At 59.7% G+C, this 25646-nt stretch carries 18 protein-coding genes; 7 read left to right on the forward strand and 11 right to left on the reverse strand.

All coding sequences use genetic code 11. The features are described 5' to 3' along the window. Nucleotides 1–37: 37 nt before the first annotated feature. Complete coding sequence (locus ACYQ11_RS08090; RefSeq protein ID WP_459923268.1) at nt 38–2446, forward strand: tetratricopeptide repeat protein; 2409 nt, start codon at nt 38–40, stop codon at nt 2444–2446. On the opposite strand, the gene ACYQ11_RS08095 is transcribed toward ACYQ11_RS08090, so the two are convergent. Next, nucleotides 2406–4775 (reverse strand): tetratricopeptide repeat protein, encoded by a 2370-nt coding sequence (locus ACYQ11_RS08095; RefSeq protein ID WP_459923269.1) that lies wholly within the window; start codon nt 4773–4775, stop codon nt 2406–2408. The genes ACYQ11_RS08090 and ACYQ11_RS08095 overlap by 41 nt on opposite strands. Nucleotides 4776–4964: 189 nt before the next feature. Between ACYQ11_RS08095 and ACYQ11_RS08100 the strand changes: the two genes are divergently transcribed. Together ACYQ11_RS08100 and proA are read left to right on the forward strand one after the other, a co-directional pair. Beyond that, nucleotides 4965–5510: a DUF6160 family protein gene (locus ACYQ11_RS08100; RefSeq protein WP_459923270.1), complete on the forward strand. Its 546-nt coding sequence runs from the start codon at nt 4965–4967 to the stop codon at nt 5508–5510. Nucleotides 5511–6154: 644 nt separating this feature from the next. Beyond that, complete coding sequence (gene proA / locus ACYQ11_RS08105) at nt 6155–12130, forward strand: anti-phage protein ProA (RefSeq protein WP_459923271.1); 5976 nt, start codon at nt 6155–6157, stop codon at nt 12128–12130. 100 nt (nt 12131–12230) lie between these two features. On the opposite strand, the gene ACYQ11_RS08110 is transcribed toward proA, so the two are convergent. From ACYQ11_RS08110 to ACYQ11_RS08135, 6 genes are all read right to left on the reverse strand, one after another. Continuing rightward, on the reverse strand, nt 12231–13253 hold the full coding sequence (locus tag ACYQ11_RS08110; RefSeq protein WP_459923272.1) for an extracellular solute-binding protein: 1023 nt from the start codon (nt 13251–13253) through the stop codon (nt 12231–12233). 44 nt (nt 13254–13297) lie between these two features. After that, on the reverse strand, nt 13298–14095 hold the full coding sequence (locus tag ACYQ11_RS08115; RefSeq protein WP_459923273.1) for an ABC transporter permease: 798 nt from the start codon (nt 14093–14095) through the stop codon (nt 13298–13300). Nucleotide 14096: 1 nt separating this feature from the next. Continuing rightward, the gene (locus ACYQ11_RS08120; RefSeq protein WP_459923274.1) at nt 14097–14945 is read right to left on the reverse strand and encodes an ABC transporter permease; all 849 of its coding nucleotides are present in this window, start codon (nt 14943–14945) and stop codon (nt 14097–14099) included. Next, the gene (locus tag ACYQ11_RS08125; protein WP_459923275.1) at nt 14942–16051 is read right to left on the reverse strand and encodes an ABC transporter ATP-binding protein; all 1110 of its coding nucleotides are present in this window, start codon (nt 16049–16051) and stop codon (nt 14942–14944) included. Before ACYQ11_RS08125 ends, ACYQ11_RS08120 begins: the two co-directional genes overlap by 4 nt. 503 nt (nt 16052–16554) lie before the next feature. Then, nucleotides 16555–17148, reverse strand: coding sequence for an ATPase (locus ACYQ11_RS08130; protein WP_459923276.1), 594 nt, complete (start codon nt 17146–17148; stop codon nt 16555–16557). Then, nucleotides 17145–17543: a TA system antitoxin ParD family protein gene (locus ACYQ11_RS08135; protein WP_459923277.1), complete on the reverse strand. Its 399-nt coding sequence runs from the start codon at nt 17541–17543 to the stop codon at nt 17145–17147. Before ACYQ11_RS08135 ends, ACYQ11_RS08130 begins: the two co-directional genes overlap by 4 nt. Nucleotides 17544–17686: 143 nt before the next feature. On the opposite strand from ACYQ11_RS08135, the gene ACYQ11_RS08140 reads away from it, so the two are divergent. Both ACYQ11_RS08140 and ACYQ11_RS08145 read left to right on the forward strand, forming a co-directional pair. Then, nucleotides 17687–17983 (forward strand): transcriptional regulator, encoded by a 297-nt coding sequence (locus ACYQ11_RS08140; RefSeq protein ID WP_459923278.1) that lies wholly within the window; start codon nt 17687–17689, stop codon nt 17981–17983. Between the two features lie 72 nt (nt 17984–18055). Next, the gene (locus ACYQ11_RS08145; protein WP_459923279.1) at nt 18056–19045 is read left to right on the forward strand and encodes a calcium/sodium antiporter; all 990 of its coding nucleotides are present in this window, start codon (nt 18056–18058) and stop codon (nt 19043–19045) included. A 31-nt stretch (nt 19046–19076) separates the two neighbouring features. Here ACYQ11_RS08145 and trhA read toward each other — a convergent pair whose 3' ends face one another. Next, nucleotides 19077–19730, reverse strand: a complete 654-nt coding sequence (trhA, locus tag ACYQ11_RS08150) for a PAQR family membrane homeostasis protein TrhA (RefSeq protein WP_459923280.1) — start codon at nt 19728–19730, stop codon at nt 19077–19079. A 176-nt stretch (nt 19731–19906) separates the two neighbouring features. Here trhA and ACYQ11_RS08155 point away from each other — a divergent pair, with 176 nt between their 5' ends. Next, complete coding sequence (locus ACYQ11_RS08155) at nt 19907–20827, forward strand: dihydroorotate dehydrogenase (protein ID WP_459923281.1); 921 nt, start codon at nt 19907–19909, stop codon at nt 20825–20827. A gap of 239 nt (nt 20828–21066) precedes the next feature. Next, entirely contained in the window at nt 21067–21612 is a 546-nt protein-coding gene (locus ACYQ11_RS08160) for a chalcone isomerase family protein (protein WP_459923282.1), read from the forward strand. 95 nt (nt 21613–21707) lie between these two features. Here the strand turns inward: ACYQ11_RS08160 and ACYQ11_RS08165 are convergent, their stop codons facing one another. The 3 genes from ACYQ11_RS08165 to ilvN form a co-directional block, all read right to left on the reverse strand. Beyond that, nucleotides 21708–23246 carry a 2-isopropylmalate synthase gene (locus ACYQ11_RS08165; RefSeq protein WP_459923283.1) on the reverse strand — a complete coding sequence of 513 codons (1539 nt, stop codon included), beginning with the start codon at nt 23244–23246 and terminating at the stop codon, nt 21708–21710. Between the two features lie 18 nt (nt 23247–23264). Next, on the reverse strand, nt 23265–24857 hold the full coding sequence (gene cimA / locus ACYQ11_RS08170) for a citramalate synthase (RefSeq protein WP_459923284.1): 1593 nt from the start codon (nt 24855–24857) through the stop codon (nt 23265–23267). Nucleotides 24858–25143: 286 nt separating this feature from the next. After that, nucleotides 25144–25626, reverse strand: coding sequence for an acetolactate synthase small subunit (gene ilvN / locus ACYQ11_RS08175; RefSeq protein WP_459923285.1), 483 nt, complete (start codon nt 25624–25626; stop codon nt 25144–25146). Between the last annotated feature and the right edge of the window lie 20 nt (nt 25627–25646).

A 25646-nucleotide genomic window follows, 5' to 3' on the forward strand; every position in this document is an offset into this window, starting at 1 on the left:
AGGGGCGTTTTTTATTTTACGAAACCGGTTGACGTCTATGCCTGATTCACACATCAAAAAACATGCCCTCGTCGCGGCGCTTCTGCTTTCGATGCTTCTGCTCGTCTATGGTCAGGTCCGCCGTCACGGATTCATCAACTTCGACGATCAGGACTATGTGACCCATGAAAAAATCCGAAACGGCCTTAGCGTCACCTCGTTGGCCTGGGCCTTTTCCCTGCGGGACAACGACCTGACCTACTACCATCCTCTCACCTATGTGGCCCACATGATCGATTGCCGGCTGTTCGGCACCGACAGCGGGGCCCACCACCTGTCCAGCCTGGCCCTCCATATGGTCAACAGCCTTCTTCTGTATGCCCTTCTTTTTTGTATGACCGGGGCCGTGAGGCGAAGCGCCCTGGTCGCCTTTTTGTTTGCCCTTCATCCCATCGGTGTGGATTCGGTGGCCTGGATCGCCCAGAAAAAGACTTTGCTGTCGGCCCTGTTTTTTCTTCTTTCCCTTCTGGCCTGGACCCGGTATGCCAAAACGCCGGGACTGACCCGTTATCTGGTTGTCTGTCTTGCGCTGGCCGCCGGTCTTTTGTCCAAGCCCGTTCTCGTCACCCTGCCCGCCGTTCTCCTTTTGGTGGATATCTGGCCCCTGAACCGGTGGCGGCGGACGGCGGCGTGTCTGCCTGAAAATCCCTTCTTCCGCTGTGAGAGTCGGTCGTTTTTTGACCTTGTGCTCGAAAAGATCCCCCTATCGATCCTGGTGGGGCTCTGGGCCGTGACCCCGTTTCTGGCCGAGCATGTGACGGCCAAGAACATTCCCCTTGCTGTGGTGCCCATGGGGCTTCGGGTGAAAAACGCCCTTTTGTCCTGTTTTGTCTATCTGAAACAGTATGTGTGGCCTCTGGACCTGTCCTTTCTGTATCCCTATCCCGATGAGGTCAACACCGCCGGAGCCCTGGCGGCCCTGGTCGGGCTTTTGGGGATTTCCGTCCTTGCCCTTCGATCTTTCAGGCGTTTGCCCTATCTGGCGGTGGGCTGGTTTTTCTACCTGATCGTATTGTTTCCCTTCCTTGGCCTGGTCCAGGGGGCGGTCTGGCCGGCCCATGCCGACCGGTTTGCCTACCTGCCTCTGATCGGTATTCATCTGATCGTTGCCTGGGGCGGCTTTGATCTCATGCGTTATTTTCGGCTGGGACCACGGATCGCCTGGCCGGCCGTGGTCGTTCCGGTGTGTTTTTTTGCCGCACTGACCGCCCGGCAGGCCGCTTACTGGAAGAGTAATGAAACCCTTTACACCCGGGCCCTTGCGCTCAACGACCGGAATTATCTGGCCTACCATAACCTGGGGGTGGCCTATGATGAGGCGGGACGCACCGACGAGGCCAGGAAACAGTATTATCTGTGTCTGTGGGCCAAGCCGGGCTACAGCAGGGCCCATCACAACCTGGCGTTGAACCGTCTCAAGGCCGGGGACACGGCCCTCGCCCGGGAGCATTTTCTGGCCGCCCTTTCCGCCAATCCGGACATTCCCGAGGCCCTTTACAACCTGGGCGCCCTTTCCGCAAACGACGGGCGCATCGACGATGCGGTGTCCTGGTACCTCAAGGCCCTGGCGCAGCAGCCCGATTTCCCCGAGGCCCACAACAATCTGGGGGTGATGCGCCTTCGTCAGGGATTGACGGAGGAGGCCGCGGAGCACTTCAGGCAGGCGGTCCGTTACAAACCCGATCATCTGGAAGCCCTGGCCAATCTGGGCAACACCCTGTTTGACCTCGGCCGGGTCGAGGCGGCGTTGATGTGTTTTTCACGGGTTCTGACGGTTGACCCCGGCAACATCATGGCCATGAACGACATGGGTGTGGTTTATGCCGCCACAAACCGCACCGTCGAGGCCGAAGCCCTGTTTCGCCGGGTGCTTGATATCGATCCCGGCAATACCGCGGCTCTGGACAATCTGGCGCTGATCGCCGCGAAAAAAAACACGCTGGAAGCCGAGTATAACCGGGCTGTGGAAGGCCGCGACGCCGATTTCGAAGACCCGGAAAAACAACTTCGGGCGGCTGCTCTGGCCGCCGCCCTGGGACGCGTTTCGGAGGCGGAGTCCCTGTTTTCCGACGTTTTGACATTGATGCCGAATCACCCCATGGCCCTTTCCGGACTGGGGGCCCTTGCCCAGGCCCGGGGCCGGTATGGGGACGCGGCCGTGTTTTACGCCCGGCTGGCCGATCACCATCATGATCTGCGGGGTGAGGCCTATTATGCCCTGGCCTGTATAAGTGTGCTGGATGAGCGTCTGGACGACGGGCTTTCGTTTCTGAAGCGGGCAGCCGATGCCGGATTTACCGACTGGCACCGTCTGGCCGTGGATTCCCGTCTGGAAAAGGTTCGTCGTGACCTAAGGTTTCAGGCGTTTATGGACCGGGTGGGGTTTTTTCTTCCTGCGGAGGATTGAGGGCCTTGGGCGGTTCCAGGCTGAGGAAGGCGGGGGATCGTCTTATTCCGTCGAAGTCCGGGTCGGTATCGATCGTAAGCCGGAGGCCCGGATCGGCCGCAAGGGCTTTCTTCAGCTGGGCGACGGCCTCGTCGGGGCGGAGCATCAGGGCGTTCAGGCAGGCCATGTTGTATCGGATGCGCGGCTCGTATTCGGCAGCAGGCCCCAAGGCCGATTCCAGCACGTCAAGGGCCTTGTCGTAATCCCCCCGAAGCCGGTACAGGGTGGCCAGGCAGGCCGCGGCCTGTATACGGCCCGGTTGGTCCAGCGCGGTTTCAGGTTCAGACAACCGCTGTTCGATGTCCTCGGGCCGGGATAATATCGGGCCGCCGGGCAAGAGGATTCGAAATCGTTCAAGACAGCGGTCCCGGGCCGCCTTGTCGGCCCGGGCCGTTTCAAGATTGAGCCGTGTTTCCCGGTTCCCGGGCTGCAGGCTCAGGGCGTCTTCAAAATGCAGGATTGCGTCGTCGTAACGGCCCAGCCGGGCGTAACAGACGCCCAGAAGGCTGTGGCTGCGGATCGAGTCCGGCTCCAGGGCCGCAAGTTTCTGGGCGTGGGTCAAAGCCTTTTCATGATGTTTCCGATCGAGCATAAGGGCTGCATAGGCGGCATGGCCGTCACCATGGCCGGGCCATACCGATACGAGGGTGATGAGCCGCTGTTCGGCTTCGTCCTTTCTACCCTGATTCACCAGAAACATCGAAAGATCGTACAGCAGGTCGGCATTGTTGTCGGATCGGGCAAGGCCCTGTTCATAAAGGGCCAGGGCCCCTTCCGGCCTGTCCAGGCGCGTCATCATGCGGGCCGCCATCAGACGGGCCCGTGTATCGGACGGATCAAGGGCCATGACCGTTTCGAAGTATGAAAGCGCCTCTTCCGACCGTCCGGTCTCGGCCAGGCACAGGCCCATGTTGTACGAGGCGGGCCCATGGTCCGGTTCGTGCTCAAGAATGACGGACAAATGGTGCATGGCCCGGTCGTAGTCCTTTTTTCCCATTCGGGCCGCGGCCAGGTTCTGGTGGGGCAGGGCGTGGTAGCCGATGACCGACAGGGCCTTTTCGAAAATATGAATGCTGTCCCGGTAATGGGCGGTGTGGGACCGGGCCGTAAAGGTCAGAACGCCGAGATAAACGGTCGCCAGGGATACGATGACCGGAACCCACCGTGATCGTAATCGGGACAAACCGGGCAGGCTGAAGGCCAGGGCCACGGCCAGGCCGATATAGGGGATGTAGGCCCAGCGGTCGGCCCGCTCGGGCCAGAGGGTGCCGAGGATCAGGCCGGAGGTGGGGAACAGGGTTCCGCAGAACCAGAGCCAGCCGATCAGAAGGGCGGGCGAGCGCCTGAACCGGTAAACGAAGACGGCGGTCAGGGCTGCGAGAAAGATCAGGGCCCCAAGGGTCCGCCCCATGGGAATGCTGTCCGGGTAGGGATAGAGGATCGACAGATCCCGGGGCCAAACGAATTGGGTCACGTAGGTTGCATAGGCGACCAGGGCGTTGGCCAGCCGGAGGCCGTGGGGAATCAGGTCGGGGGTGGTTTCCTGGGCCATGAGACTGCGGGACAGAAAGGGCGTGACGAACCAGAGCGCCGTCAGGATGAACAGGGGTATTTTCTCGCGGATGCGGACAAAGAGCATGCGACCGGATACCGGCTCTCCGGCCCGGGCCAGGGGCCAGATATCGAGAAGAACCAGGGCGCAGGGAAAGGTGATCATCACGGGTTTGGTCAGAAGTCCCAGGGCAAGAAAGACCATCACCGCGGTATACCGCAGCCTCGACGGCGTCCGGACATGGGCCAGGTAGGCCGCCGTGCCCAGCAGCCAGAACAGGGCGCACAGAAGGGTTTTGCGTTCGGAAATCCAGGCCGCGGCGTCCACGTTCACCGGGTGAACGGCAATGATCGCCGCCGCCAGGGCGCTTCGCCACCTCGCCCCTGTCATGGCCTGAAGCACGAGAAACAACAGGGCCGTGTTGGCGGCGTGAATCACGAGGCTGGTCAGGTGGTGGCCTCCCGGATCCAGGCCGAACACATGGCAGTCGATCATGTGGGAGACAAAGGCCAGCGGCTGGTAGTACATGCCGATATCGCTGTGGATCGTAAAGGCCCAGGCCAGACCCCTTGCGGTCAGGCCCTCCGTGACGGCGGTGTTGTCCGTGACATACACCGGATCATCGAAATTGATAAAATCAAAGGAAAGGGTCTGGCCGTAGATCAGGGTGACCAGGCCCACAAGCAGACAAAGGATCGGAACGTCGGTTTTCAGCCGTGTGATGAAGGCTTGTGTCATGGGCGTGTCGGGACCTTGGTTGACGGGGTAATAATGCCAAGCATGTTGACACGGATCGACACTGATTTCAAGCGGTCAGGCGAGAAAATATTTTTGTTGACCATGTGGATAATATTTGTTAGAAAAGGGTAAACATGAACAATGTTTATGTGTCTAATTCATTTTTAGCGTAATCGTCAAGGGGCGTGTATGAAACTGCTGCGTACGATCAACCTCATCCTGTGGCTGACGGTGTTGCCCATGTCCGCCTTCGCCATCGAAAATCTTTCGGAGGACCAGCTCGACACGGTGACGGCCCGGGAAGGGGTGACGATCTTTCTCGAAGGAAAGATCTCCGTCACCCAGGAATTCACCAACATGGGTGTGGGCGATGACGACGGCATCCGGGGCGTGACCGGCGCGGGCTGGCTGATTCTGGACAGCGGCGGCGAGACCTCGGCCATGGAAGTGTCCTTGAACGACGCGAAAATCGAAATCGACGTGGCCTCCACCGAGGCCGACGGCTATGACATCATCGGGGACAGCCGTCCCGATATCCCCGCCTACACCTCCTTCGTGCGCTTCGGTCTGCCGGACAACATCGCCGTCAACACCTTTCTCGCGTCGGGCTATCATATGTACGTGAACAGCGAATTTTCGAAAAACGGGGCCAGTTACCTCGGTGAAATCCGCATGCGCGATCTTCAGATTCAGTTCAACAGCACCCCCACGGCACTGTACATCTACGGACACTGAGCATCTGACCTCAGGGCCGTCGTGAAAGCCGAGCCGCCGGTCTTCCATGGAAGACCGGCGGCTTTTTTGTCTGGGGGCAATCAGGTGACGAACAACGGGGCAGACGGTTTCACGTTTCGAAGGTCACCCTCTTTTTATGAAACCATAGGTGTTTGGGGCGGAGCCCTCAATATATAACGGCACAAAACGACGTTGACGGCGGGTACGACCTCGCCCCCACCGAGGTCGACAAACACATGCCCGTCGAAGACGATCGTTCGATGGAAGGCATCAAACACAACCCCCCCCCCCCCCCCCCCTTTTTCTCCCAAAACCTGTTTGTCAAACGTTTCAAACGTTTGGCCCCCGGCAGGGCCGCCGGAGGCCCTCATTTTTTCCTTTCCTTCTCCGTGCCCTCCGTGTCTCCGTGGTGAATACGCTTTTTTCGAGCACGGGCACGGGGTGGTGCCAAGAGGAATAAATAAGATAGATGAAAAAGTCCCAGGGCCGTGGTATGAAAGACAAGATGTTTTTGGGGCATGTCGGCAGCGCACAATTGAATTTGTCTAACACAGCGAATCCATAAGACACGGGTCGTTCGGGGGTGTTTGAACGACGGCGGCCCGGGTTCCATGGGAAATCCATTTCAGGAGGCAGGTCCGGCCATGAGTGAGACATCGAGGCAGCCCGGGGGAGACGTCCCCCTTTCCGTTATGATGGCGTATGAACCCTTTGTTAATTTTGCCATGCAGCAGAACGGCGTCCCCCTTGTTCGGGCCCTGTCGGTGAAGAATCAGGCCGACCGGGCGGTGACGGGGGTGGTTGTCCGGCTGTGGAGCGATCCTCCGGTTATCGTCGAAAAAATCCTGCGGGTCGAAGCGATGGCCTCCGGTGAGACCTGCGACTTTTCCGATCGATCCCTGACGCTCATCCGGGAGATGCTGCGCAAACAGTCCGAGCGCGAAGAGGGTCACCTCTGGGTCGAGGCCCGGGCCGAGGGCATCCTGCCGGTGAAAACGCCTTATCCCCTGTGGGTCCTGGCCTGCAACGAATGGTATGGCGTATCGACGCTGCCCGAGATCCTGGCCGCCCACGTTTTGCCCAACGATCCCGCCGTGGAGACGATCCTTGCCGCAGCGTCCGGGCTGCTTCTGGAAAAAACCGGGGACGCCTCGCTGTCCGGATATCAGAGCGGGGATCCGAGGCGGGCCTATGCCCAGGCCGCCGCGATTTATTACGCCGCAGCACGGCAGGCCATCCGCTACAGCAATCCGCCGGCCAGTTTTGAAACGACCGGTCAGAAAATCAGAACACCGGAGCACCTGATCACACGCAGGCTCGGCACCTGCCTGGATACGGCCGTGCTTCTTTCGGCCTGTTTCGAACAGGCGGGACTCAGGCCGGTTCCGGTCCTCATCGCGGGGCACGCCCTGGTCGGCGTGTGGCTGATGGACAAGGCTTTTGACGACACCGTGACCGTTCACGGGTCGATTCTTCTGAACCGGATCAGTCTGGGAGAATTTCTGGTCATCGAGTCCACGGGTATCACCCAAACGCCCCCCTTGAGTTTCAAGACCGCCCTCGATCAGGCCGGTGCCCAACTGAAAAGCGATGACTCCTTTCGTTTCGCCGTGGATATCCGGTCCGCCCGGACCATGGGGATCCGCCCCTTGTCGCTGGTCGAGGGTGGGGAAAGCGCCGCGACAGACAAGGGCGGGCAGAAGGCGGGCCGCGCAGGGGACGCCTTTGAAGACGTGATCGCACCGGAGGCCTTGACGGAGATCGACCGCAAGCCGCCCCGGGATCAGGAAAGCTCCGCCGATCGCTTGTCCCGGTGGAAAAACAGCCTTCTGGATTTGACGCTTCGAAATCGCCTGTTGAATTTCAGGGAGTCCAAAAAAACCATCCCTCTGATGTGCCCGGATATTCCAGGATTGGAGGACGCCCTGGCCAAGGGCGACGCCTTTCGCGTGAGGCCCAGGCCCGAGGCCTGGGGCACGACGGATCCCCGGGATGCCGCCTTGTATCAGGCCCGGACGGGGGATCACCCCCTTGCCGTGTATCTGCGGGAGGAGATGGCACAGAAGCGTCTCCACGCCGCCGTGACCGAGAGCGATCTGGCCGCTCGCCTCGTCGACATCGAACGCGCCGCCCGGCTGGGGCTGGAAGAGGGCGGGGCCAACACCCTGTTTCTCGCCCTGGGCTTTCTGGTCTGGACCGAGTCGGCGGACAGCGAAATCGAGCGCCGGGCGCCGATTCTTCTGGTTCCGATGAGCATCGAAAGAAAGGCCGTACGCGAGGGCTTCCGCATCCGGCGCATCGATGAGGAATCGCGGATCAACATCACCCTGCTTGAGAAACTCAAATCGGATTTCGGCATGGTCATCGAGGGCCTGGACCCTCTGCCCGAGGACGAATCCGGCCTCGATGTCCCGACGATTTTCAGAACCCTCCGGGACGCCGTCAAGCGGGAGCCGCGCTGGCGGGTGGAGGATGAGGCCTGCCTCACCATCCTGACCTTTTCGCGGTTTCTGATGTGGCTGGACCTGGAGGCCAATGCCGAAGAACTCAAACAAAACGGCGTGGTCCGTCATCTGGTCGAGAGTGCGACCGAGACCTTTGAACCCGAGGCCGTCTTTCCCGATCTTGCGACCCTCGATGAACGCTATGCCCCGGCGAACACCTTCTGTCCCCTGCTTGCCGATTCATCCCAGCTGCGCGCCGTTTACGCGGCGGCGGAGGGGCGGACCTTCGTCTTGCAGGGCCCGCCGGGTACGGGAAAATCCCAGACCATCACCAACCTCATCGCCCACAGCCTGGCCGTGGGCAAGCGCGTGCTTTTTGTCGCCCAGAAACGGGCGGCCTTGGATGTGGTGCACAAGCGGCTGGCCGATGTGGGATTCGGCCCGTTCTGCCTCGAACTTCACTCGAACAAGACCACCAGGGAATCGTTCCGGGCCCAGCTCCGGGAGGCCTTGAACGTGGCCGGGACGGGGGCCGGCGGTCAGTGGGAGGCCGAGGCGAACCGTCTTGCCGACCAGCGCCGGTTCCTGAATGCCTATGTGGCCGATCTCCACCAGCCCCGGGCCTTTGGCAAAAGTGCCTACTGGGTCATCTCCCGGCTGATCGGCCGGGCGGATGATCCGAAGGTTTTGCTCAGTCTGGGTGCCGCAGACGGCCGGTCGGCGGAGGAATTTGCGGCCATGGAGACCGCTGTGCGCGAAATGGCCCTGGCCGCCCGGGTTTCCGGTGATCCGTCGGGCCATCCGCTGGCTGCGGTGGGCCTTTCGGCCTATGTATGGGGCATCGAGGACGACGCGGCCCGGGCGATCCGGGATCTTGAATCGGCCCAAAAAGATCTGGGCGACCGGGGGGCCGCGCTGCTGCCGGAGTTTGGTTTTGATATCCACAGCGTCTCGTTTTCAGATCTTAAGACGGTCAGCGACCTGACTGATCTTCTGGTCGCCGCACCGGAGGTCTCCCCCGCCCTTCTGACCGTGCCGGACTGGCCCCGGACGCGTCGCGACCTGACGGCCTTGATCGAGCTGGGGCGCGATTGCGCCGGACGACGGTCGGCCTTGCTTGACACCTATACCGACGACCTGTTCGACCTGGATATTCCTCTTTTGATTGACAAACTGAAGGCACGGGATACCGCCTGGTTTTTTAAACGCTGGCGTCTGGGCGTCTTTGTCCGCAAAGCCGTCCGGGCGGTCCGAACCGACGGCAAAAAACCGGGCGATCTTGCGATGCTGGCTGACGAGCTGGAACAGGCCCAGGGGGTGATCGAGGATCAGCGGACCCTGGACACTCAGGAGAAAAACCTTGCCGGACTCCTGGGCTCGTCCGTGGGGGGCCCTGCCTCGGACTGGGATGCGCTTGACGCCATGGCCCGCTGGACGAACCGGTTCCGTACGGCCCTCGATCAGGTCCGGGGCGAGAGCCTTGACAAGACCCTGGCCATCCGGCAGACCCTGGTCCGCTTCGCCGTCGAAGGCCGGGGCTTGTTTGCCTCCGGCACGCCCGCCGCCCAGGCCGCCGAGGCTTTCCGGAAGGCGCTTGGTGCCGTGGAACAGGGGCGGGAACGCCTGGGCGGCCTTCTCTGCCTGAACGGGCAAACGGCCTGGGGCGAGGACTCCGAAAAACGGGTGACGGCCCGATGCGAGGCCGCGATCCACAGTCTTTCCAAAAACCTTTCCCGTCTTCGCGAATGGACCCACTATCAGGCGGCGCGTAAGGCGGCTGCGGCGCTGGGCCTCGGTCCCCTGGCGGAGGCCCTGGAAGAGGGGAGCGTGGGCATCGATCACCTTGGGCCCGCCTTTGAGCACTCCTTTGCCGACTGGTGGGCGCGGACCCTGCTGCCGTCAATCCCGACGCTATCCGGGTTCATCGGCGAGCGGCACAATCTGAAGATCGATGCGTTCAGGGATCAGGAGGTAAAAATCGCCGATCTGACCCGGCAGGAAGCCTTTGCCCGCATTGCAGGGGCGATGCCCCGCATGGCACAGACCGCCCAGCGCTCGCCCGCCAGTTCGGAGGCCGGACAGCTCCAGCGCTTCGTTCAGGGCGGGCGCAAGACGATCCGCCGCATCTTCAGTGAATGCCCCAACGCCATCGCACGGTACAAACCCTGTGTGCTGATGAGCCCGCTGTCGGTGGCCCAGTTCATCGGCGCGGATTTTCCGAAGTTTGATCTGGTCGTGTTCGACGAGGCGTCCCAGATGCCCACCTATGACGCCATCGGCGCCATTGCCCGGGGAAAGCAGCTGATCGTGGTTGGCGATTCCCGTCAGCTTCCGCCCACGAGTTTCTTTGAACGGCAGAAAGGCGACGAGGAATACAGCGAAGACGATCTGCCCGAGGAACTCGAGAGCATCCTCGACGAAGCCGATGCGGCGGGCATCCGCTCCCTGACCCTGGACTGGCACTACCGCAGCCGCCATGAAAGCCTGATCGCCTTCAGCAACCGTCAGTACTACGAGAACAGGCTCCACACCTTTCCCTCGGCCCTTGCGGCGCATCCCCGGCTGGGGGTGCGCCGGCTGGATGTACCCGACGGGGTCTACGACCACGGAAAATCACGGACCAACCGGAAGGAGGCCGAGTCGGTGGTCGCCGAGATTGTCCGGCGGCTCCGTGATCCCGATGAGCAGGGACGTTCGTTGGGTGTGGTGACCTTCAGCAAGGCCCAGCAGGCCCTGGTCGAAGACCTTCTCGACGCCGCCCGGGGCGAATACCCCGAGATCGAGCCCTATTTCACCTCGGTGGGGGAACCCGTGTTCGTGAAAAACCTCGAAACGGTCCAGGGTGACGAACGGGATGTGATCCTTTTTTCAATCTGTTACGGCCCGGATGCCGAAGGGATTGTTCGCATGAATTTCGGGCCCCTCAACAACAAGGGCGGCGAGCGGCGTCTGAACGTGGCCGTCACCCGGGCACGCCGGGAACTTCTGGTCTTTTCGCGGCTCATGCCCGATCAGATCGATCTGTCCCGGACCCAGGCCACCGGGGTGCATCACCTGAGACGCTTTCTCGACTACGCCGGACGCGGGCCTTCGGCCCTCATCGGGGAGACCGGCCGAACGGGCGGCGAAACGGAATCTTTTTTCGAACAATCGGTGCTGGACGAGCTGAAAAAGCGGGGCTGGATTGTGGATACCCAGGTGGGCTGCTCGGGCTACCGGATTGATCTGGCCGTTCGTGATCCAGAGCGTCCCGGGCGGTATCTTCTCGGTGTGGAATGCGACGGGGCCAATTACCACAGCGCCGCGTCGGCCAGGGACCGGGACCGGCTCCGCCAGGCGGTGCTGGAAAGCCTTGGATGGCGTCTTTACCGCATCTGGTCCACCGACTGGTGGCTTCAGCGGCCCCGTGAAATCCTAAAACTTGAAGAGGCCCTGGAGCGGGCGCTGAAAAGCGCCTCGACCCTGGACGATACGGATCTCAGCCCGCCGTCCAACATTCCGTCCCATGATGTCGCGGCCGACAAGCCTGATGATGAGGCGACGGCGCGGTACGCCAAAGCGGAGGCCGCCCCGGATCCGCAGCCGGACCTGCCTCCGTCCCTCCCGGCCCAATTACCGGGGCAGGAGGCCTATCGACGCTTCACGCCGGACCCCGGCATCGTTGGCGGAGAACTTCATGATCCGGCCAACAAGGCGGCCGTGACCCGTCTGGTCCGTGACATGGTTCAGACCGAAGCGCCCCTGTTGTTCGATGCGCTTTCATCGGCCGTGGCCTCGGCCTGGAACCTGCACCGGGCGGGCAGTCGGGTCCGGGACATCGTGCGTGGGGCGGTGCATGAAAACGGCTTTATGATAAGGGCTGCCAAAGACCGCGAGTTCGTCTGGACCCGGGAGCAGATCGAAAACCCCTTTACGACGTTCCGGGTTCCCGACGTCGGCGAGACAAGCCCCCGCACGGCCATGGAAATCTGTCCGGAAGAGATCGCCAATGCGGCGACCCAGGTGCTCCGGCAGCATATCAGCATGAGCCCCGACGACCTTGCCCGGGAAACGGCCCGGGTGTTCGGCATCACCCGGCTGGGCACCAAGGTCCGCGCCGCCTTCGAAGACGGCCTGGCCCTGATGCTTGAAACCGGCGCGTGCAAGATAAACGGCGACAACACCCTTGTTGTGTGAGGGGAAAAAGTGGACGGGGTGGACGGGGGCGGCGTGGTCATCTGTCCACGCCGTCCACAATGTCCACTTAGTCCACCGTGTCCGTGTTTGACCGATCCCGTTAGTTTACTTTAATGTCTTCCCAGATCGCGTTGTACATCTCGAGCTTGTCGCCCAAATCCAGCTTGAGTTCACAGTTTTCAAGGGCCTCTTCGGTGTAGACGGGTTTACCGGTGCGGATGGCCCGGGCCGGGACGTTGATCGACGGGAATCCGAAGGCGTCCACGAAGACGGCGTAGGCTTCGGGGCTGTGGATGTAGTTGATGAACCGGTGCGCCAGCTCCCTGTTTTTCGAGCCCTTGAGAATGACCATGGAATCGATGTAATAGGGTCCGCCGGTCTCGGGGATGAAAAAGTCCGTGTGGGCCCTGGCGGCGTCGTCGAGCTCGGAGAAGATGTTCTCCTCATAGCCCTGGACCACCCAGAATTCACCGGCGGCAAAGCCCTTGCCGAAGGCTTCGGCATCGAATTTCATGATGTTTTCCCGCCAGGAAAGGACGAGGGTTTTGGCGGCCTCGAGTTCCTCGGGGTTGACGGAGTTCACCGAATGGCCGTTCGCTTTGAGGGCCAGTCCCATCACTTCGCGCATGTCGTCGAGAAGGGTCATGCGTCCTTTCAGTTCGGGCTTCAGGTAGATGCTCATGTCTTTTTTGTAATCCGAGACAAACTGCGTGTTCACGGCGATGCCCGAGGCCCCTTTCATGTAGGGCACGGAATAGGCACAGCCCGGATCGTAGGTGATGCCTGAGACCAGAGCGGGATCGATGTTGGCAAAATTGGGGACCAGGCTTCGGTCGATGGTCTCAAGCATACCTTCCTTGATCATGATGGACACATAGTCCGCCGAGGGGAAGGCGATGTCGTATCCGCCTCCGCCGGCCTTGAGCTTGGCGAACATCTCTTCGTTCGAGGCAAATTCGTCGTAGACGACCGTGACGCCGAATTTTTCCTCGAAGCCCTTGATGACCGCATCGGGCGTGTAATAGGTCCAGTTGTAGATATAAAGTTTCGGCTGTTCCTTCTGACAGCCTGATACGCAAAAAACGGCAACGACACACATGATGACCATCAGAGCTTTTTTCACGGTTTTTTCCTTTTTTGAAACGGTTTTCGGGTAATGAAACGGTTTTATTTGAACATGTAACGGAAAAGCCTTCTTGACGTGAACGCCATCACCAGGCTGCCGATGATCAGCACCACGGACAGGGAGTTGATCACGGGGGACAGACCGAAACGCAGCATGGAATAAATGTGCAGGGGCAGGGTCGAGGCCCCGGGCCCGGTGACGAAAAACGTGATGACAAAATCATCGATCGAAAGGGTGGCGGCCATCAGAAATCCGGACAGGATGCCGGGCATGCTCATGGGGATGATAACCTTTAAAAGCGTATCGATTTCCCGGGCGCCCAGGTCGTGGGCCGCCTCGATGACCGAATAGTCGAATTCGGCAAGCCGCGCGATGACGATCAACAGCACATAGGGGATGTTGAAGGTGATGTGGGCGATGATGATGGTCACAATCCCCAGGGGGATGCCGGTCCCTGCAAAGAACATCAGCATGGACACGCCGATGATTATCTCCGGCAGGATGATGGGCAGAAAGGAAACGATTTCAAGGTACCTTTTCATCCTGAAATGATACCAGTAAAGCCCGATGGCCCCCAGGGTGCCGATGACCGTGGACACAAAGGCCGAGATCAGCGCGATAAAGAGGGTGTTGTAAAACGATCCCCACAATTTGGCGGAATCGAAGAACAGGGCCTTGTACCATTTCAGGGAAAAGCCCGTGAACTGCATGGACCGCCCTTCATTGAAGGAAAAAATGATCAGGATCAGAAGGGGCGCGTAGAAAAAGATCATGGTTCCGATGAAAAAGAATCCTGAAAAATAATGCTTCTGGGCATGGTGGCTGCGGGCGTCTTTCATGTCAGGCCTTCATCGATGTTTTGGCGTGGCGTGACGCCGTGATCCGGTTGAACATAAGAACCATGAACACCGAGAAAAAGGTCAGCACCATGGAAATGGACGAGGCCGCGGGCCAGTTCCGCGCGGTTTTCAGTTTTTCGTTGATGATGTTGCCCAGCATTCGGATGTCCGTGCCGCCGACAATGTCGGGAATGGCGAAGTTGCCGAAGGCCGGGATGAAGGTGAACAGAACCGCCGTGGTGATGCCGGGGACGATGAGGGGGATCAGAACCCGGGTCATGGACTGGGACTTGGTGGCCCCCAGGTCACGGGCCGCTTCGAGCAGGGAAAAATCGAATTTTTCCATGATGGCGTAAAGGGGCAGAATGGCGAAGGGCAGCGAGGTGTAGATCATGATCAAGATGATGGCCCAGCGGTTGTAAAGCAGCTGGGCCGGGGCGTGGAACAGGCCAATCCGGATCAGGAAGCTGTTGACGAGGCCGTTGTTGCCCAGGATGGCGATCCAGGCGAAAATCCGGATCAGAAAGTTGGTCCAGAAGGGAATGATCACCAGAAACAGAAGCTTTTCCTTGTGGGGCGAGCGGGCGATGTAATAGGCCGTGGGCAGGGCCACAAGCACGGTGATGACCGTGGTCGCCACGCTGATGATGATGGTGTTTATCGTGACCTTGCGCATGGTGTCCGAAAACAGGGCCTTGTAGGCGGCAAGGGACCATTCGAGTTCAAACCCGCCGTAAAGGCCTTTCTTGAGAAAACTCCCCACGAGGATGATGGCAAAGGGCAGTACGAAAAACACCGTCAGCCAGACCAGAAGGGGGAAGGTGTACCGCTGCCCGAGGTTTTTGATCATGGGCGGGTCACCTCGACGATGAAGCTGTCGTCCGCATCCCACCAGACATACACCCGGTCGTCGGTGGTGATGGGCTCTTCACTGGTAAAATACCGGGCATGCTGCTTGAACACTTTCAGGGTCAGCCCCTGATCCGCGGCCACCAGAAAACGGGTGTGGGACCCGGTGTACACGTATTGGGACACGGTGCCTTCCACGCAGTTGTCCGAATCGGAGAGGGTTTCGGGCCTTTTCCGGGAGATGTGGATCTTTTCGGGGCGCAGGGTCGCCTTGATGCCGTCGCCGGGGGCAAGGGGCTTGTCCATGTCCACCAGGATGTCGCCCAGGTTCGGGGTGCGGATTCGCGCATACCGCCCCGTGCAGTCGGTCACCTCGCCCATCAGCGTGTTGGAGGCCCCGATGAAATCCGCCACGAACATGTCCGCGGGACTTTCATAGATTTCAAGGGGCGTGCCCACCTGGAGCAGGTTGCCGTCATGCATCACGGCGATCCGGTCCGAGACGCTCATGGCCTCTTCCTGGTCATGGGTGACGTAGATGAAGGTGATGCCGATGATGTCATGAATCCGGTCCAGCTCCATCAGAAGATCCTGCCGGAGCTTGGCGTCCAGGGCGCTCAGGGGCTCGTCCAGCAGAAGCACCCGGGGCTCGTTGATCAGGGCCCGGGCGATGGCCACCCGCTGTTTTTGGCCGCCGGAGAGCTGGGCCGGATATTTGTCGATATGATCCTGAAGCCGCACCAGGCTGACATACTCCGTCACCCGGCTCCGGATGGTTTTTTTGTCGACTTTTTTAAGCCTCAGCGAAAAGGCCACGTTGTCGAACACGGAAAGATGGGGAAACAGGGCGTAGTTCTGGAAAATCGTATTGACATGACGCTGGTTGGGCGCAATGCCCAGAACCGACTTCCCGTCCAGACGCAGATCCCCGGACGTGGGATTTTCAAATCCGCCGATAATCCGCAGCAGCGTGGTTTTCCCGCACCCCGACGGCCCCAGGAGCGAAAAGAACTCCCCGGCGTTGATGTCCATACTGATGTTTTTCAGAACCCGGGTACCCCCGAAGGTCTTGGTGATGCGATCGACTTTGACTGTACCGCCAATCATGTGCCGGCTCCTCATGGAATGATGCGGATTTATATAGAATATCGTGTTTTTTAGCAACTGAATTGTAAGGGTCGGAAAAGAAATGATTGACCCGCGCCGGAATCGCCTGAAGAAAAAAAAACGGGTTCACCACGGAGACACGGAGAACGCGGAGAAAAAAGAAAATGGGTGTTCATAGGGGGCCGGTTTTTTGTGGGCTTGTGTGTGATGTGTAGAGACGCACGGCGTGCGTCTCATTTGCGGGTGATTCTTTGCGTGCGCCCTTGCCTCCGGCGGCCCTGCCGGGGGCCCGCCTTTTGAAAAGGCGGACAAACGGGTTTTTGTGGGGTTTTCTCAGGGCGGGTCGGTTTGCGTGATGCGGTGCGCTGGTGTTCTTTGCGGCAGGCATGGCCGGAGTCATGCGGAAGGCATTCTCAGGCGGAGCCTGGGAACGAGGGGAACCACGCCCGCAGGGTCACCCGTCCACGATGTCCACTCCGTCCACCTCGTCCACCCCGTCCACGCTACCCGACCTCACCCATCCCCGCCAGAATCCCGGCAGCCCAGTCCGGCAAACGGTCCACCAGCAGGCGGACCCGTCCCAGGCGCAGGGTGGCGATCTGCCGGAACGGGTTGTCACGGGACGAATTGTCGAGCAACCAGGCCGAATCCGTAAGGGGGAGAACCCGGGCGATGTTGGAGAGGGTCCGGGGCAGGCGGGATCGGATTTTTTCCGGGGGCACGTCATGGCCCCCTTCGCTGACCCGCTGGCTGACCCGGGCCTCGTTGAGGTCCGGGGTGTCTAAATGGATATAGACCAGGATCACCTCGTAGCCCAGGGCCTTGGCCCGGGCCGCGAAGTCGATTTTCGACACGTGGGAGAACACGGTTTCAAAGCAGAAGGACAGGCCCTGTTCAAGCAGGCCGGACCGCAGCCGTTCGGCCAGACGGGCGGCCCGGTATCCGGCGTCTTCGGGTTTCAGGCTGCCCAGGTCCCGGGCGATCAGGTCGGCGTTGATGAATTTGATGCCCCGGGGCGCAAGAAACAGCCGGTAAAAGGTGGACTTCCCGGCCCCGTTTCCTCCGGCCAGCAGCCAGAGCTGTTTGTGATCGTTCATTCAGCCGGCCTGAATGCACCGTTTTCGAACCGGCCGGTGTCCCGGGCACCGGTCGCCGCGTTCACCCGGTCCAGAAGGCCGGGGCGGCGGGCGCTGGCTTCGTAGTATACCGGGGCTGTGGTGACGGTCTCTGACAGGCGGCCCTCTTCACGGCTTTTTTCCAGCCCGGCGAACACCTCGTCGGCGTCCACCGCGGGCGAGACCAGGTTTTCCAGTTCGATGCGCTTGAGGCCCTGGGTGACGGCCACCACATCGTCCATGCCGATCACATGTTCGACGGCCTTGCCCAGTTCCGCCCAGAACTCAATCTGTTTGGGAATCGAGCGTTTCTGCACGGCGGCTTCCCTCTCCGCCGCAGCGATCAGGGCCGCATCCAATCTCAGGGGACTTGCCATACTTACCTCCTGCTTGAGTGATCTTGTGCTACAAATGTAGCAAATTGCTACAGGCGGGTCAAGGGTTTGATTCACGTGAATCCGCAGATTGACTTTCAGCGGGGGATCATTTAATCATAAAAAAACAATTCAGGAGGGACGTGATGCAAAAGGAGAGGGATCATACGATCCGTCAGGCGATGATCGATGCCCTCGCCGAGGGGCCGAAAACGATCCGTGACCTGTCCCAGTCCCTGGGCATCATGGAAAAGGACGTGACCGCCCATCTTCCCTTTATCGAAAAAACCCTGAAGCATTCGTCCCGGCGTCTGCACACGGAACCGTTCCGATGCCTGAATTGCGGATTCGTATTCAAAGACAGGAAAAAATACACCCGACCGGGGCGCTGCCCCCAGTGCCGTCGGGGACGGATCGACCACGCCCTTTTCCGGGTCGAGTGACGTCCTGATCATCAACCCTTGCCGCCAAGATTCGACGGCTGCGGCGGAAACCATGCGCACAAGGAGGACCCTATGGTCAATATCATGGATAGTGTCGGGATCATCGCCGGTCTGGCCCTGCTTCTCGGGGGCGGCGACGTGCTGGTCCGGGGGGCCTCGGATCTGGCCAAGAGTCTGGGTGTCTCGTCGTTGGTCATCGGATTGACGGTGGTGGCCTTCGGCACCAGTGCGCCGGAACTTTCGGTGAACCTCCTGGCCTCCTTCGGGGGCAACTCGGATATTTCTTTTGGAAATATCATCGGATCGAACATCGCCAACATCGGTCTGATCCTGGGTATTTCAGCCCTGGTCCGGCCCCTGACCATCTCCAGTGTGATCATCACCCGGGAAATCCCCATGATGGTGCTGGCCTCGGTGCTGACCCTGATTCTGGCCGCCGACCGTCTGCTGGCCCACGGCCCCGACGGGTTTGACCGCTCCGACGGCCTGGTGCTTCTGATGATTTTCGGCGTGTTCATGTATTATACCGTGGCCGAGGTGTTCCGGAACCGGCAGACGGACGCGCTGATGATCCAGGCCGAGGCCCGGTCCGGAAGGCGGAGCCTCAAGAAAACCCTGATCAGCCTGCTGATGACCCTTGCCGGACTGGCGCTTCTCATTACCGGAGGCAAGGTCGCCGTGGACTCGGCCACGGGGCTGGCCCAGTCCCTGGGCATTCCCCAGGTGATCATCGCCCTGACCATTGTGGCCATCGGGACCAGTCTGCCCGAGCTGGTCACCTCCCTGATGGCCACGTACAAGGGGCAGACCGATCTGGCCATCGGGAACGTGGTGGGGTCCAACATCTTCAACCTGCTGCTGATCAACGGTCTGAGTTCGACCACCAAAACCATTCCCCTGCCCGGCACCGGGGGGATGTTCGATCTGGCCGTCATGATTTTCCTGAGCGTTCTTTTGCTGATGATCTGCATCACCGACCAGAAGCGTCTGGTTCGCTGGGAGGGCGGGCTTCTTTTGGGGCTTTACGTGTCCTACCATGTTTACCGGATCATCGGTTTTTGATGATTTCCGGTTGAAAAAAGCAAGGGGGGCCTTAGGTCATCCGTGCGATGTAGACATACATCAGGACAAAATGGGAGGCCGTGCCCATCATCACCAGGACATGGAAGATTTCGTGGAACCCGAAGACCCGGGGAAAGGGATCGGGTTTTTTGACGGCGTAGATCACCGCCCCCACGCTGTAGAACAGACCGCCTGCCACCAGCCAGATGAGTGCCCCGGCCTCGAGATTGACAATGAGGGGCCAGATCGCCGCCACACAGATCCAGCCCATCAGAAGATAAAGGACCGTCGACAGCCTCCGGGGGGCGTTCATCCAGAAAATCTTTATTCCAAGACCCATCAGGGCGAAGGCCCAGACACAGGAAAGGATGCTGATGCCCCAGGGGCCTTTGAGGGCGATCAGGCAGACGGGGGTATAGGAGGCCGCGATGATGAAAAAAATCGCCATGTGATCCACACGGCGCAGAAAAGCGATGCCCTTTTCGCTGAGGGGAAGCCAGTGGTACAGGGTGCTGGCCAGGTAGATCATGATCATGCCTGCGCCGAAAATGGAAAAGGCCGAGACATGCAGGGCCCCGCCCAGGGACGCCCCTTTTGCGATCAGGAAAACAGTGCCGATGACGGCCAGGATGAATCCGATGAAATGGGTGAGCCCGCTGACGGGGTCCCGGAAATAACGAAGCATAGAGGTGTCCTTTATGGTGTTGCGGATTGAATGACGACGTTACTTTAACCAAGGCCCGCTGAAATGTAAACCCCCTCGTCGGCCCAAGAAAAAACTTGTCACCGCAGGGGGCATGACTTAATAAGAGGGATTGATTTTTTAAAACGTTGATAACGCAGGAATAAGGATATCTTTCGATGACGATAAAACCGGACATGCGGGTGGATGTGGGGGGCGTGGTTTTGAAGAACCCGGTGATGACCGCCTCGGGAACCTTCGGCTACGGCCTTGAATTTACGGATTATGTGGACCTGAACACGGTGGGCGGCATCGTGGTCAAGGGCCTTTCCATCGAGCCGTCCAAGGGGAATCCTCCCCCCCGGATCGTGGAGACGGCCTGCGGCATGCTCAACGCCATCGGTCTCGAAAATATCGGTATCCGGGCTTTTATCCGGGACAAGATCCCCCAGCTTGAAGCCTACGATACGGCGGTGTTCATCAATGTCTACGGAAAAACCGAAGACGACTATGCCAGAGTGGCCGAACTGGCCGACGCCGTGCCCAAGATCGCGGGTATGGAGATCAACATTTCCTGCCCCAACGTGACCCAGGGCGGACTGGCCTTCGGCGTCGACCCCTGCGCGGCGGCCGGGGTGGTCAAAGCGGTGCGGGCAAAGACGAAAAAGCCCCTGATGGTCAAACTCACCCCCAATGTTACCGATATCACCGTGGTGGCAAGGCGTGTGGAGGATGAAGGGGCTGATTCGGTGTCGTTGATCAACACCCTGACCGGCATGGCCATCGATGTCAAATCCCGCAGGCCAAAGCTGGCCAATGTGGTGGGCGGCCTGTCGGGCCCCGCCATCAAGCCGGTGGCCTTGCGCATGGTCTTTCAGGTGGCCCGGGCCGTAAAGATTCCCGTGGTGGGTATCGGGGGTATCATGACCACCGAAGACGCCCTGGAATTCATCATCGCAGGCGCCAGTGCCATCCAGACGGGCACGGCCAATTTCGTGAATCCCAAGGTGGCCGGTGAGATCGTCGCGGGCATCGAAGCCTACATGATCGACAACGGGATCGAACGTCTCAGTGAGCTGAGAGGGTCATTGATTCTATAATTTACAGGCAAATGTAAAAGAAAAATACATGGCACAAAAGGGTTGACAAGGACGTCGTCTCGGAATATCACTGTTTATCTCTTCGAAAGGGTTTTGTCCTTCGAATCGTGTTCCCCTTACCGATCACCGATCGCACAACAGGCGAAAGCCTGGGCAAGCACCGCCGATCCGTGACCGGTTACGTTGATGCAGTCCGTATGAATCCAAATGATAAACCACAAGAAAACAAGGAGTCCCCTATGATGAAACGACTGATGGTTATGCTCATGGTAAGTTTGTTTGCCGTCTCCGCGGCCTATGCCGACCTTCCCGGAACGATCAAGGCCGGTGATTCGGATCTGGTTTTAAACGGTTCCGGCGTTCGGACCAAGATGTTCCTCGACCTTTATGTGGCCGGTCTCTATGTTCCCCAGAAAACCAACGACGTGGTCTCTCTGCTTCAGAGCGAAGACAAGCTGGGCATCAAACTGCAGATCATCTCCAAGCTGATCACCAGCGAGAAAATGTCCGAAGCCACCCGCGAGGGATTTGAAAAATCCACCAACGGCAACACCGCCCCCATTCAGGCCAAGATCGATGAGATGATCAACGTGTTCAGCTCTGAAATCAAGATCGACGATATCTATGACATGGTCTACGAACCGGGCGTGGGCACCAACATCTTCAAGAACGGCACCCTGGCCAAAACGATCCCCGGCGAAGACTTCAAGAAAGCCCTGTTCGGCATCTGGATCGGCGACAACCCCGTTCAGGAAAAACTCAAAAGCAGCCTGGCCGGTTCATGATCGCGTGATCGCACCGACCGTTTAAACGAAAAAGGCAGCGTGGCTTCGGCCGCGCTGCCTTTTCTTTTGGAGAATCTTGACGTCATGTCAGGATGTCAGATGGCTTCCGGCGCGGAGGTTGGGTTGGCCTTCAGGTACTCCAGCCGGTTGAGGCCGTTGATGTAGGCCTTGGCGCTGGCGGTAATGATGTCCAGATCCGATCCGCGGCCCAGGGCCACCAGGCCGCCCTCGCGCAGACGCACCGTCACCTCGCCCTGGGCGTCGGTTCCGTCGGTCAGGGCGCTGATGGAAAACCGGAGCAGGGTGGCCGAGGTTCGGGTCAGCTTGGCGATGGCCTGATAGGCCGCGTCGATGGGGCCGTTGCCCCGGCAGCTTTCCTCGGCGGACCTACCGTTTATCAGCATCTTCACATGGGCGATGGGATCCACGGTGGTGCCGCTTGAAATATGCAGGTATTCCAGCGCGAACAGGTCGCTGCTCCGAAGAACGCCTTCGTTGACCAGGGCTTCGAGATCCTCGTCGGTGATGTCCTTTTTCCGGTCGGCCAGGCTCTTGAATTTTTCGAAAACCCCCTGGAGCTCGTCATCGGACAGGTTGTAGCCCATATCCTTGAGATAGTTTTTGATGGCGTGCTTGCCCGAATGCTTGCCCAGAACCAGTTTGCTGCTGTGAAGCCCGATGGCTTCAGGTCGCATGATTTCATAGGTGCTGGGGTTTTTCAGCATGCCGTCCTGATGGATGCCCGATTCGTGGGCAAAGGCATTGGCGCCCACGATGGCCTTGTTCGGCTGCACCATGATGCCGGTGATCATCGACACCAGCCGGCTGACCGGGTAAATCTTGGTGGTGTCGATGCGGGTGTCGGCCTTGAACAGATCGTTCCGGGTCCGGAGGGCCATGACGATTTCCTCGAACGAGGTGTTGCCGGCCCTCTCCCCGATGCCGTTGACGGCCACCTCGGCCTGACGGGCCCCGGCCCGGATGGCGGCCAGGGTATTGGCCGTGGCCAGTCCCAGATCGTTGTGACAATGGACGCTGACAATGGCCTTGTCGATATTTTTCGTGTTCTTGAGTACATAGGACACCAGGGCGGCGAATTCCTCGGGAATGGCGTACCCCACCGTGTCCGGGATGTTCAGGGTCCGGGCGCCGGCGGCGATGGCCGTCTCGAAGACCCGGCACAGGTAGTCCCGATCGGAACGGCTGGCGTCCATGGCGCTGAATTCCACGTCGTCGCAGAGGCTTTTGGCCAGGCTGACGGCGTTATGGGCAATCTCGAGCACTTCCTCCCGGCTTTTGCGCATCTGGTATTCCAGATGGATGTCCGAGGTCGACACAAAGGTGTGGAGCCGGGGCTTTTTGGCCACGCTGACGGCTTCGGCACAGGTTCGGATGTCGTTGGGCAGGGCCCGGGCCAGGCCGCAGACCGAGGATTGCGTAATCTGTGAGGCGATCTGACGGACGGCATCGAAGTCGCCGGGGGAGGCCGCCGGAAATCCCGCCTCGATGACATCCACCCCCAGGTCTTCGAGCTTGGAGGCGATGCGAATCTTTTCAGCGGTGTTCATGGTGGCCCCGGGGGACTGTTCGCCGTCCCTCAAGGTTGTATCGAATATGATGATTCTGTCATCCATATAACTAACGCTCCGTGCTTAGGGTTGAGTGTTTTGTTTGTTACCGAGCTTGTACTGGAAGCTGTCCGCCAGGGCCTCCCAGCTGGCCTCGATGATGTCTTCGGATACGCCCACCGTGGTCCATAGATCTTCCCGGTCCCGGGATTCGATCAGAACCCGTACCTTGGCTTCTGTGCCCTCGCGTCCGTCGATCACGCGGACCTTGAAATCGACCAGATGCATGTCGGCGATCTCACCATAGAAGTTGTAGAGCGCCTTGCGAAGGGCGTTGTCCAGGGCGCTGACCGGCCCGGCGCCTTCGGCGGCGGTGATTTCACTTTTGCCGTCCACGGCGATCTTGACGATGGCGTGGGAGGTGCAGGGTCGCTCCTTGTCTTTTTCCACCGTCACCCGGAAGGATTCCAGTTCGAAGCACGGTTTGTACTGAAGTCTGAACTTGTCCATCAGGATCTTGAGGGACCCGTCGGCCAGATCATACTGGTAGCCGTCCTGTTCGAGCAGCTTGATTTCCGAGACGAAACGCCGGGTGTCGAAGGCGTCGGATTCCAGGTCGATGCCCATTTCCCGGGCCTTGTATTCGATGTTGCTTTTCCCGGACTGGTCCGAGACGATGACCCGGCGTTTGTTGCCGACCAGGGTCGGGTCCATGTGCTCGTAGGCCACGGGGTTCTTGTTGATGGCGCTCACATGGACACCGGCCTTGTGGGCAAAGGCGCTCCGGCCCACGAAGGGCCTCGAGTTCAGGGGAATCATGTTGGCCGTCTCGCTGACGAAGCGGGACAGGCTCTTGAGCTTTTTCAGGTTGTCCGGGTCCATGCAGGGCCGGTTCATTTTCAGGTTCAAAATGGGAATCACGGCGGTCAGATCCGTGTTGCCGCATCGTTCCCCGTATCCGTTGATGGTGCCCTGGACCATATCGGCCCCGGCCCGCACGGCGGAAATGGCGTTGGCCACACCCATGGCGCAGTCGTTGTGGGCGTGGATGCCGAAGGGAACGTTCGCAAAACCACGGCTTTCGAGTCGTGTGCGGACCTCGCCCATGATCGCCTCGATCTCGTGGGGCAGGCTGCCCCCGTTGGTGTCACAGAGGACCAGCCGGTCCGCCCCGCCTTTGAGGGCGGCGATCAGGGTTTCTGCGGCGTAATCCGGGTTGGCCTTGTACCCGTCGAAAAAATGCTCGGCATCGTAGAGCAGTTCCCGACCATGGTTTTTGATGTAGGCCACGCTGTCCTCGATCATGGCCAGGTTTTCGGACAGCGTGTTGCTCATGATCTCGACCACATGGAGGTCCCAGGTCTTGCCGAACAGGGTCACGGCCGGGGCCATGCAGTCGATCAGGGCGATGAGGTTGGTGTCGTCCTCGGGGCGGATGCCCGGACGCCGTGTGGCGCCGAAGGCGGTGACCACCGTCTGTTTGAGGGTGACGCCTTGGATGAGTTTGAAAAATTCCATGGCCCCGGGGCTCGCCCCCGGCCAGCCGCATTCGATGTAATGCACGCCGATGTCGTCCAGTTTCTGGGCGATGCGCAATTTTTCTTCCGGGGTGAAACTGATGTTTTCACCCTGGGTTCCGTCTCTCAGGGTTGTGTCGAATATCAGGGTTCTGTTCATTGATGTCTCCGTTTTTCCGTTTCCCGAACATAAGGCCGTCCGGGCGTCATTCAAGTCGGGACCCGGAAAAAAACACTGCCTGTGTCCGCAAAAATGAAGATCAGCCAGGCAGTGCTTCGATCAAACCGGTCGTTGGTCAAGACTGACGGTTCCAGGGTTTTACGGCCGGAACCGCCGCGCCTGCTTTCCACATGTCGGCGTCCGGTTCTTGGTGTCGAACCTCCCGGTTATGGGGGACGCCGCGTTATGCCGATTTGTCCAAGGATCGAACAAATCGGCTGTATTATCAGTTGCCTCTGAATAAAGCAATGCTTCCTGTCTTGACAATTTCCTTGATGCCCATGGGGACCAGAAGCTTGATGAACGCGTCGAGCTTGTCCCCCTTGGCCGTGGCCTCGATGATGAAACTGTCGGGGGCCACGTCGACGATCTTGTACCGGAAGATGTTCACGATGCGGACGATTTCATCCCGGTTGGTCTTGGCGTTGACCTTGATCAGGGCCAGTTCGCGCTGGATGTAATTCGAGCCGGTCAGGTCGTGGACGGTGATCACGTTGATCAGCTTGTGCAGCTGTTTCTTGATCTGTTCCATGATGTCGTCGTCGGCCACGGTGACCATGGTCACCCGGGAGACCTCCGGTTCATGGGTGGGGGCCACGGACAGGCTTTCGATGTTGTAGCCCCGTCCTGAAAAAAGTCCGGCGATCCGTGACAGGACACCGGGTTCGTTGTCTACCAGTATGGAAAGTATGTGTCTGTTTTCACTCATCGTTCATGTCCTTATCTCAT

This window comes from Desulfatiferula olefinivorans (genome assembly GCF_054657895.1).

Coding starts and splice junctions, on each gene's coding strand:
- ACYQ11_RS08160 (WP_459923282.1), top strand. CDS start 21,067: ATGATGAAACGACTGATGGTTATGCTCATGGTAAGTTTGTTTGCCGTC.
- ACYQ11_RS08165 (WP_459923283.1), bottom strand. CDS start 23,246: ATGGATGACAGAATCATCATATTCGATACAACCTTGAGGGACGGCGAA.
- trhA (WP_459923280.1), bottom strand. CDS start 19,730: ATGCTTCGTTATTTCCGGGACCCCGTCAGCGGGCTCACCCATTTCATC.
- ACYQ11_RS08100 (WP_459923270.1), top strand. CDS start 4,965: ATGAAACTGCTGCGTACGATCAACCTCATCCTGTGGCTGACGGTGTTG.
- ACYQ11_RS08125 (WP_459923275.1), bottom strand. CDS start 16,051: ATGATTGGCGGTACAGTCAAAGTCGATCGCATCACCAAGACCTTCGGG.
- ACYQ11_RS08130 (WP_459923276.1), bottom strand. CDS start 17,148: ATGAACGATCACAAACAGCTCTGGCTGCTGGCCGGAGGAAACGGGGCC.
- ACYQ11_RS08140 (WP_459923278.1), top strand. CDS start 17,687: ATGCAAAAGGAGAGGGATCATACGATCCGTCAGGCGATGATCGATGCC.
- ACYQ11_RS08135 (WP_459923277.1), bottom strand. CDS start 17,543: ATGGCAAGTCCCCTGAGATTGGATGCGGCCCTGATCGCTGCGGCGGAG.
- ACYQ11_RS08145 (WP_459923279.1), top strand. CDS start 18,056: ATGGTCAATATCATGGATAGTGTCGGGATCATCGCCGGTCTGGCCCTG.
- ACYQ11_RS08095 (WP_459923269.1), bottom strand. CDS start 4,775: ATGACACAAGCCTTCATCACACGGCTGAAAACCGACGTTCCGATCCTT.
- ACYQ11_RS08155 (WP_459923281.1), top strand. CDS start 19,907: ATGACGATAAAACCGGACATGCGGGTGGATGTGGGGGGCGTGGTTTTG.
- ACYQ11_RS08120 (WP_459923274.1), bottom strand. CDS start 14,945: ATGATCAAAAACCTCGGGCAGCGGTACACCTTCCCCCTTCTGGTCTGG.
- proA (WP_459923271.1), top strand. CDS start 6,155: ATGAGTGAGACATCGAGGCAGCCCGGGGGAGACGTCCCCCTTTCCGTT.
- ACYQ11_RS08090 (WP_459923268.1), top strand. CDS start 38: ATGCCTGATTCACACATCAAAAAACATGCCCTCGTCGCGGCGCTTCTG.
- ACYQ11_RS08115 (WP_459923273.1), bottom strand. CDS start 14,095: ATGAAAGACGCCCGCAGCCACCATGCCCAGAAGCATTATTTTTCAGGA.
- cimA (WP_459923284.1), bottom strand. CDS start 24,857: ATGAACAGAACCCTGATATTCGACACAACCCTGAGAGACGGAACCCAG.
- ilvN (WP_459923285.1), bottom strand. CDS start 25,626: ATGAGTGAAAACAGACACATACTTTCCATACTGGTAGACAACGAACCC.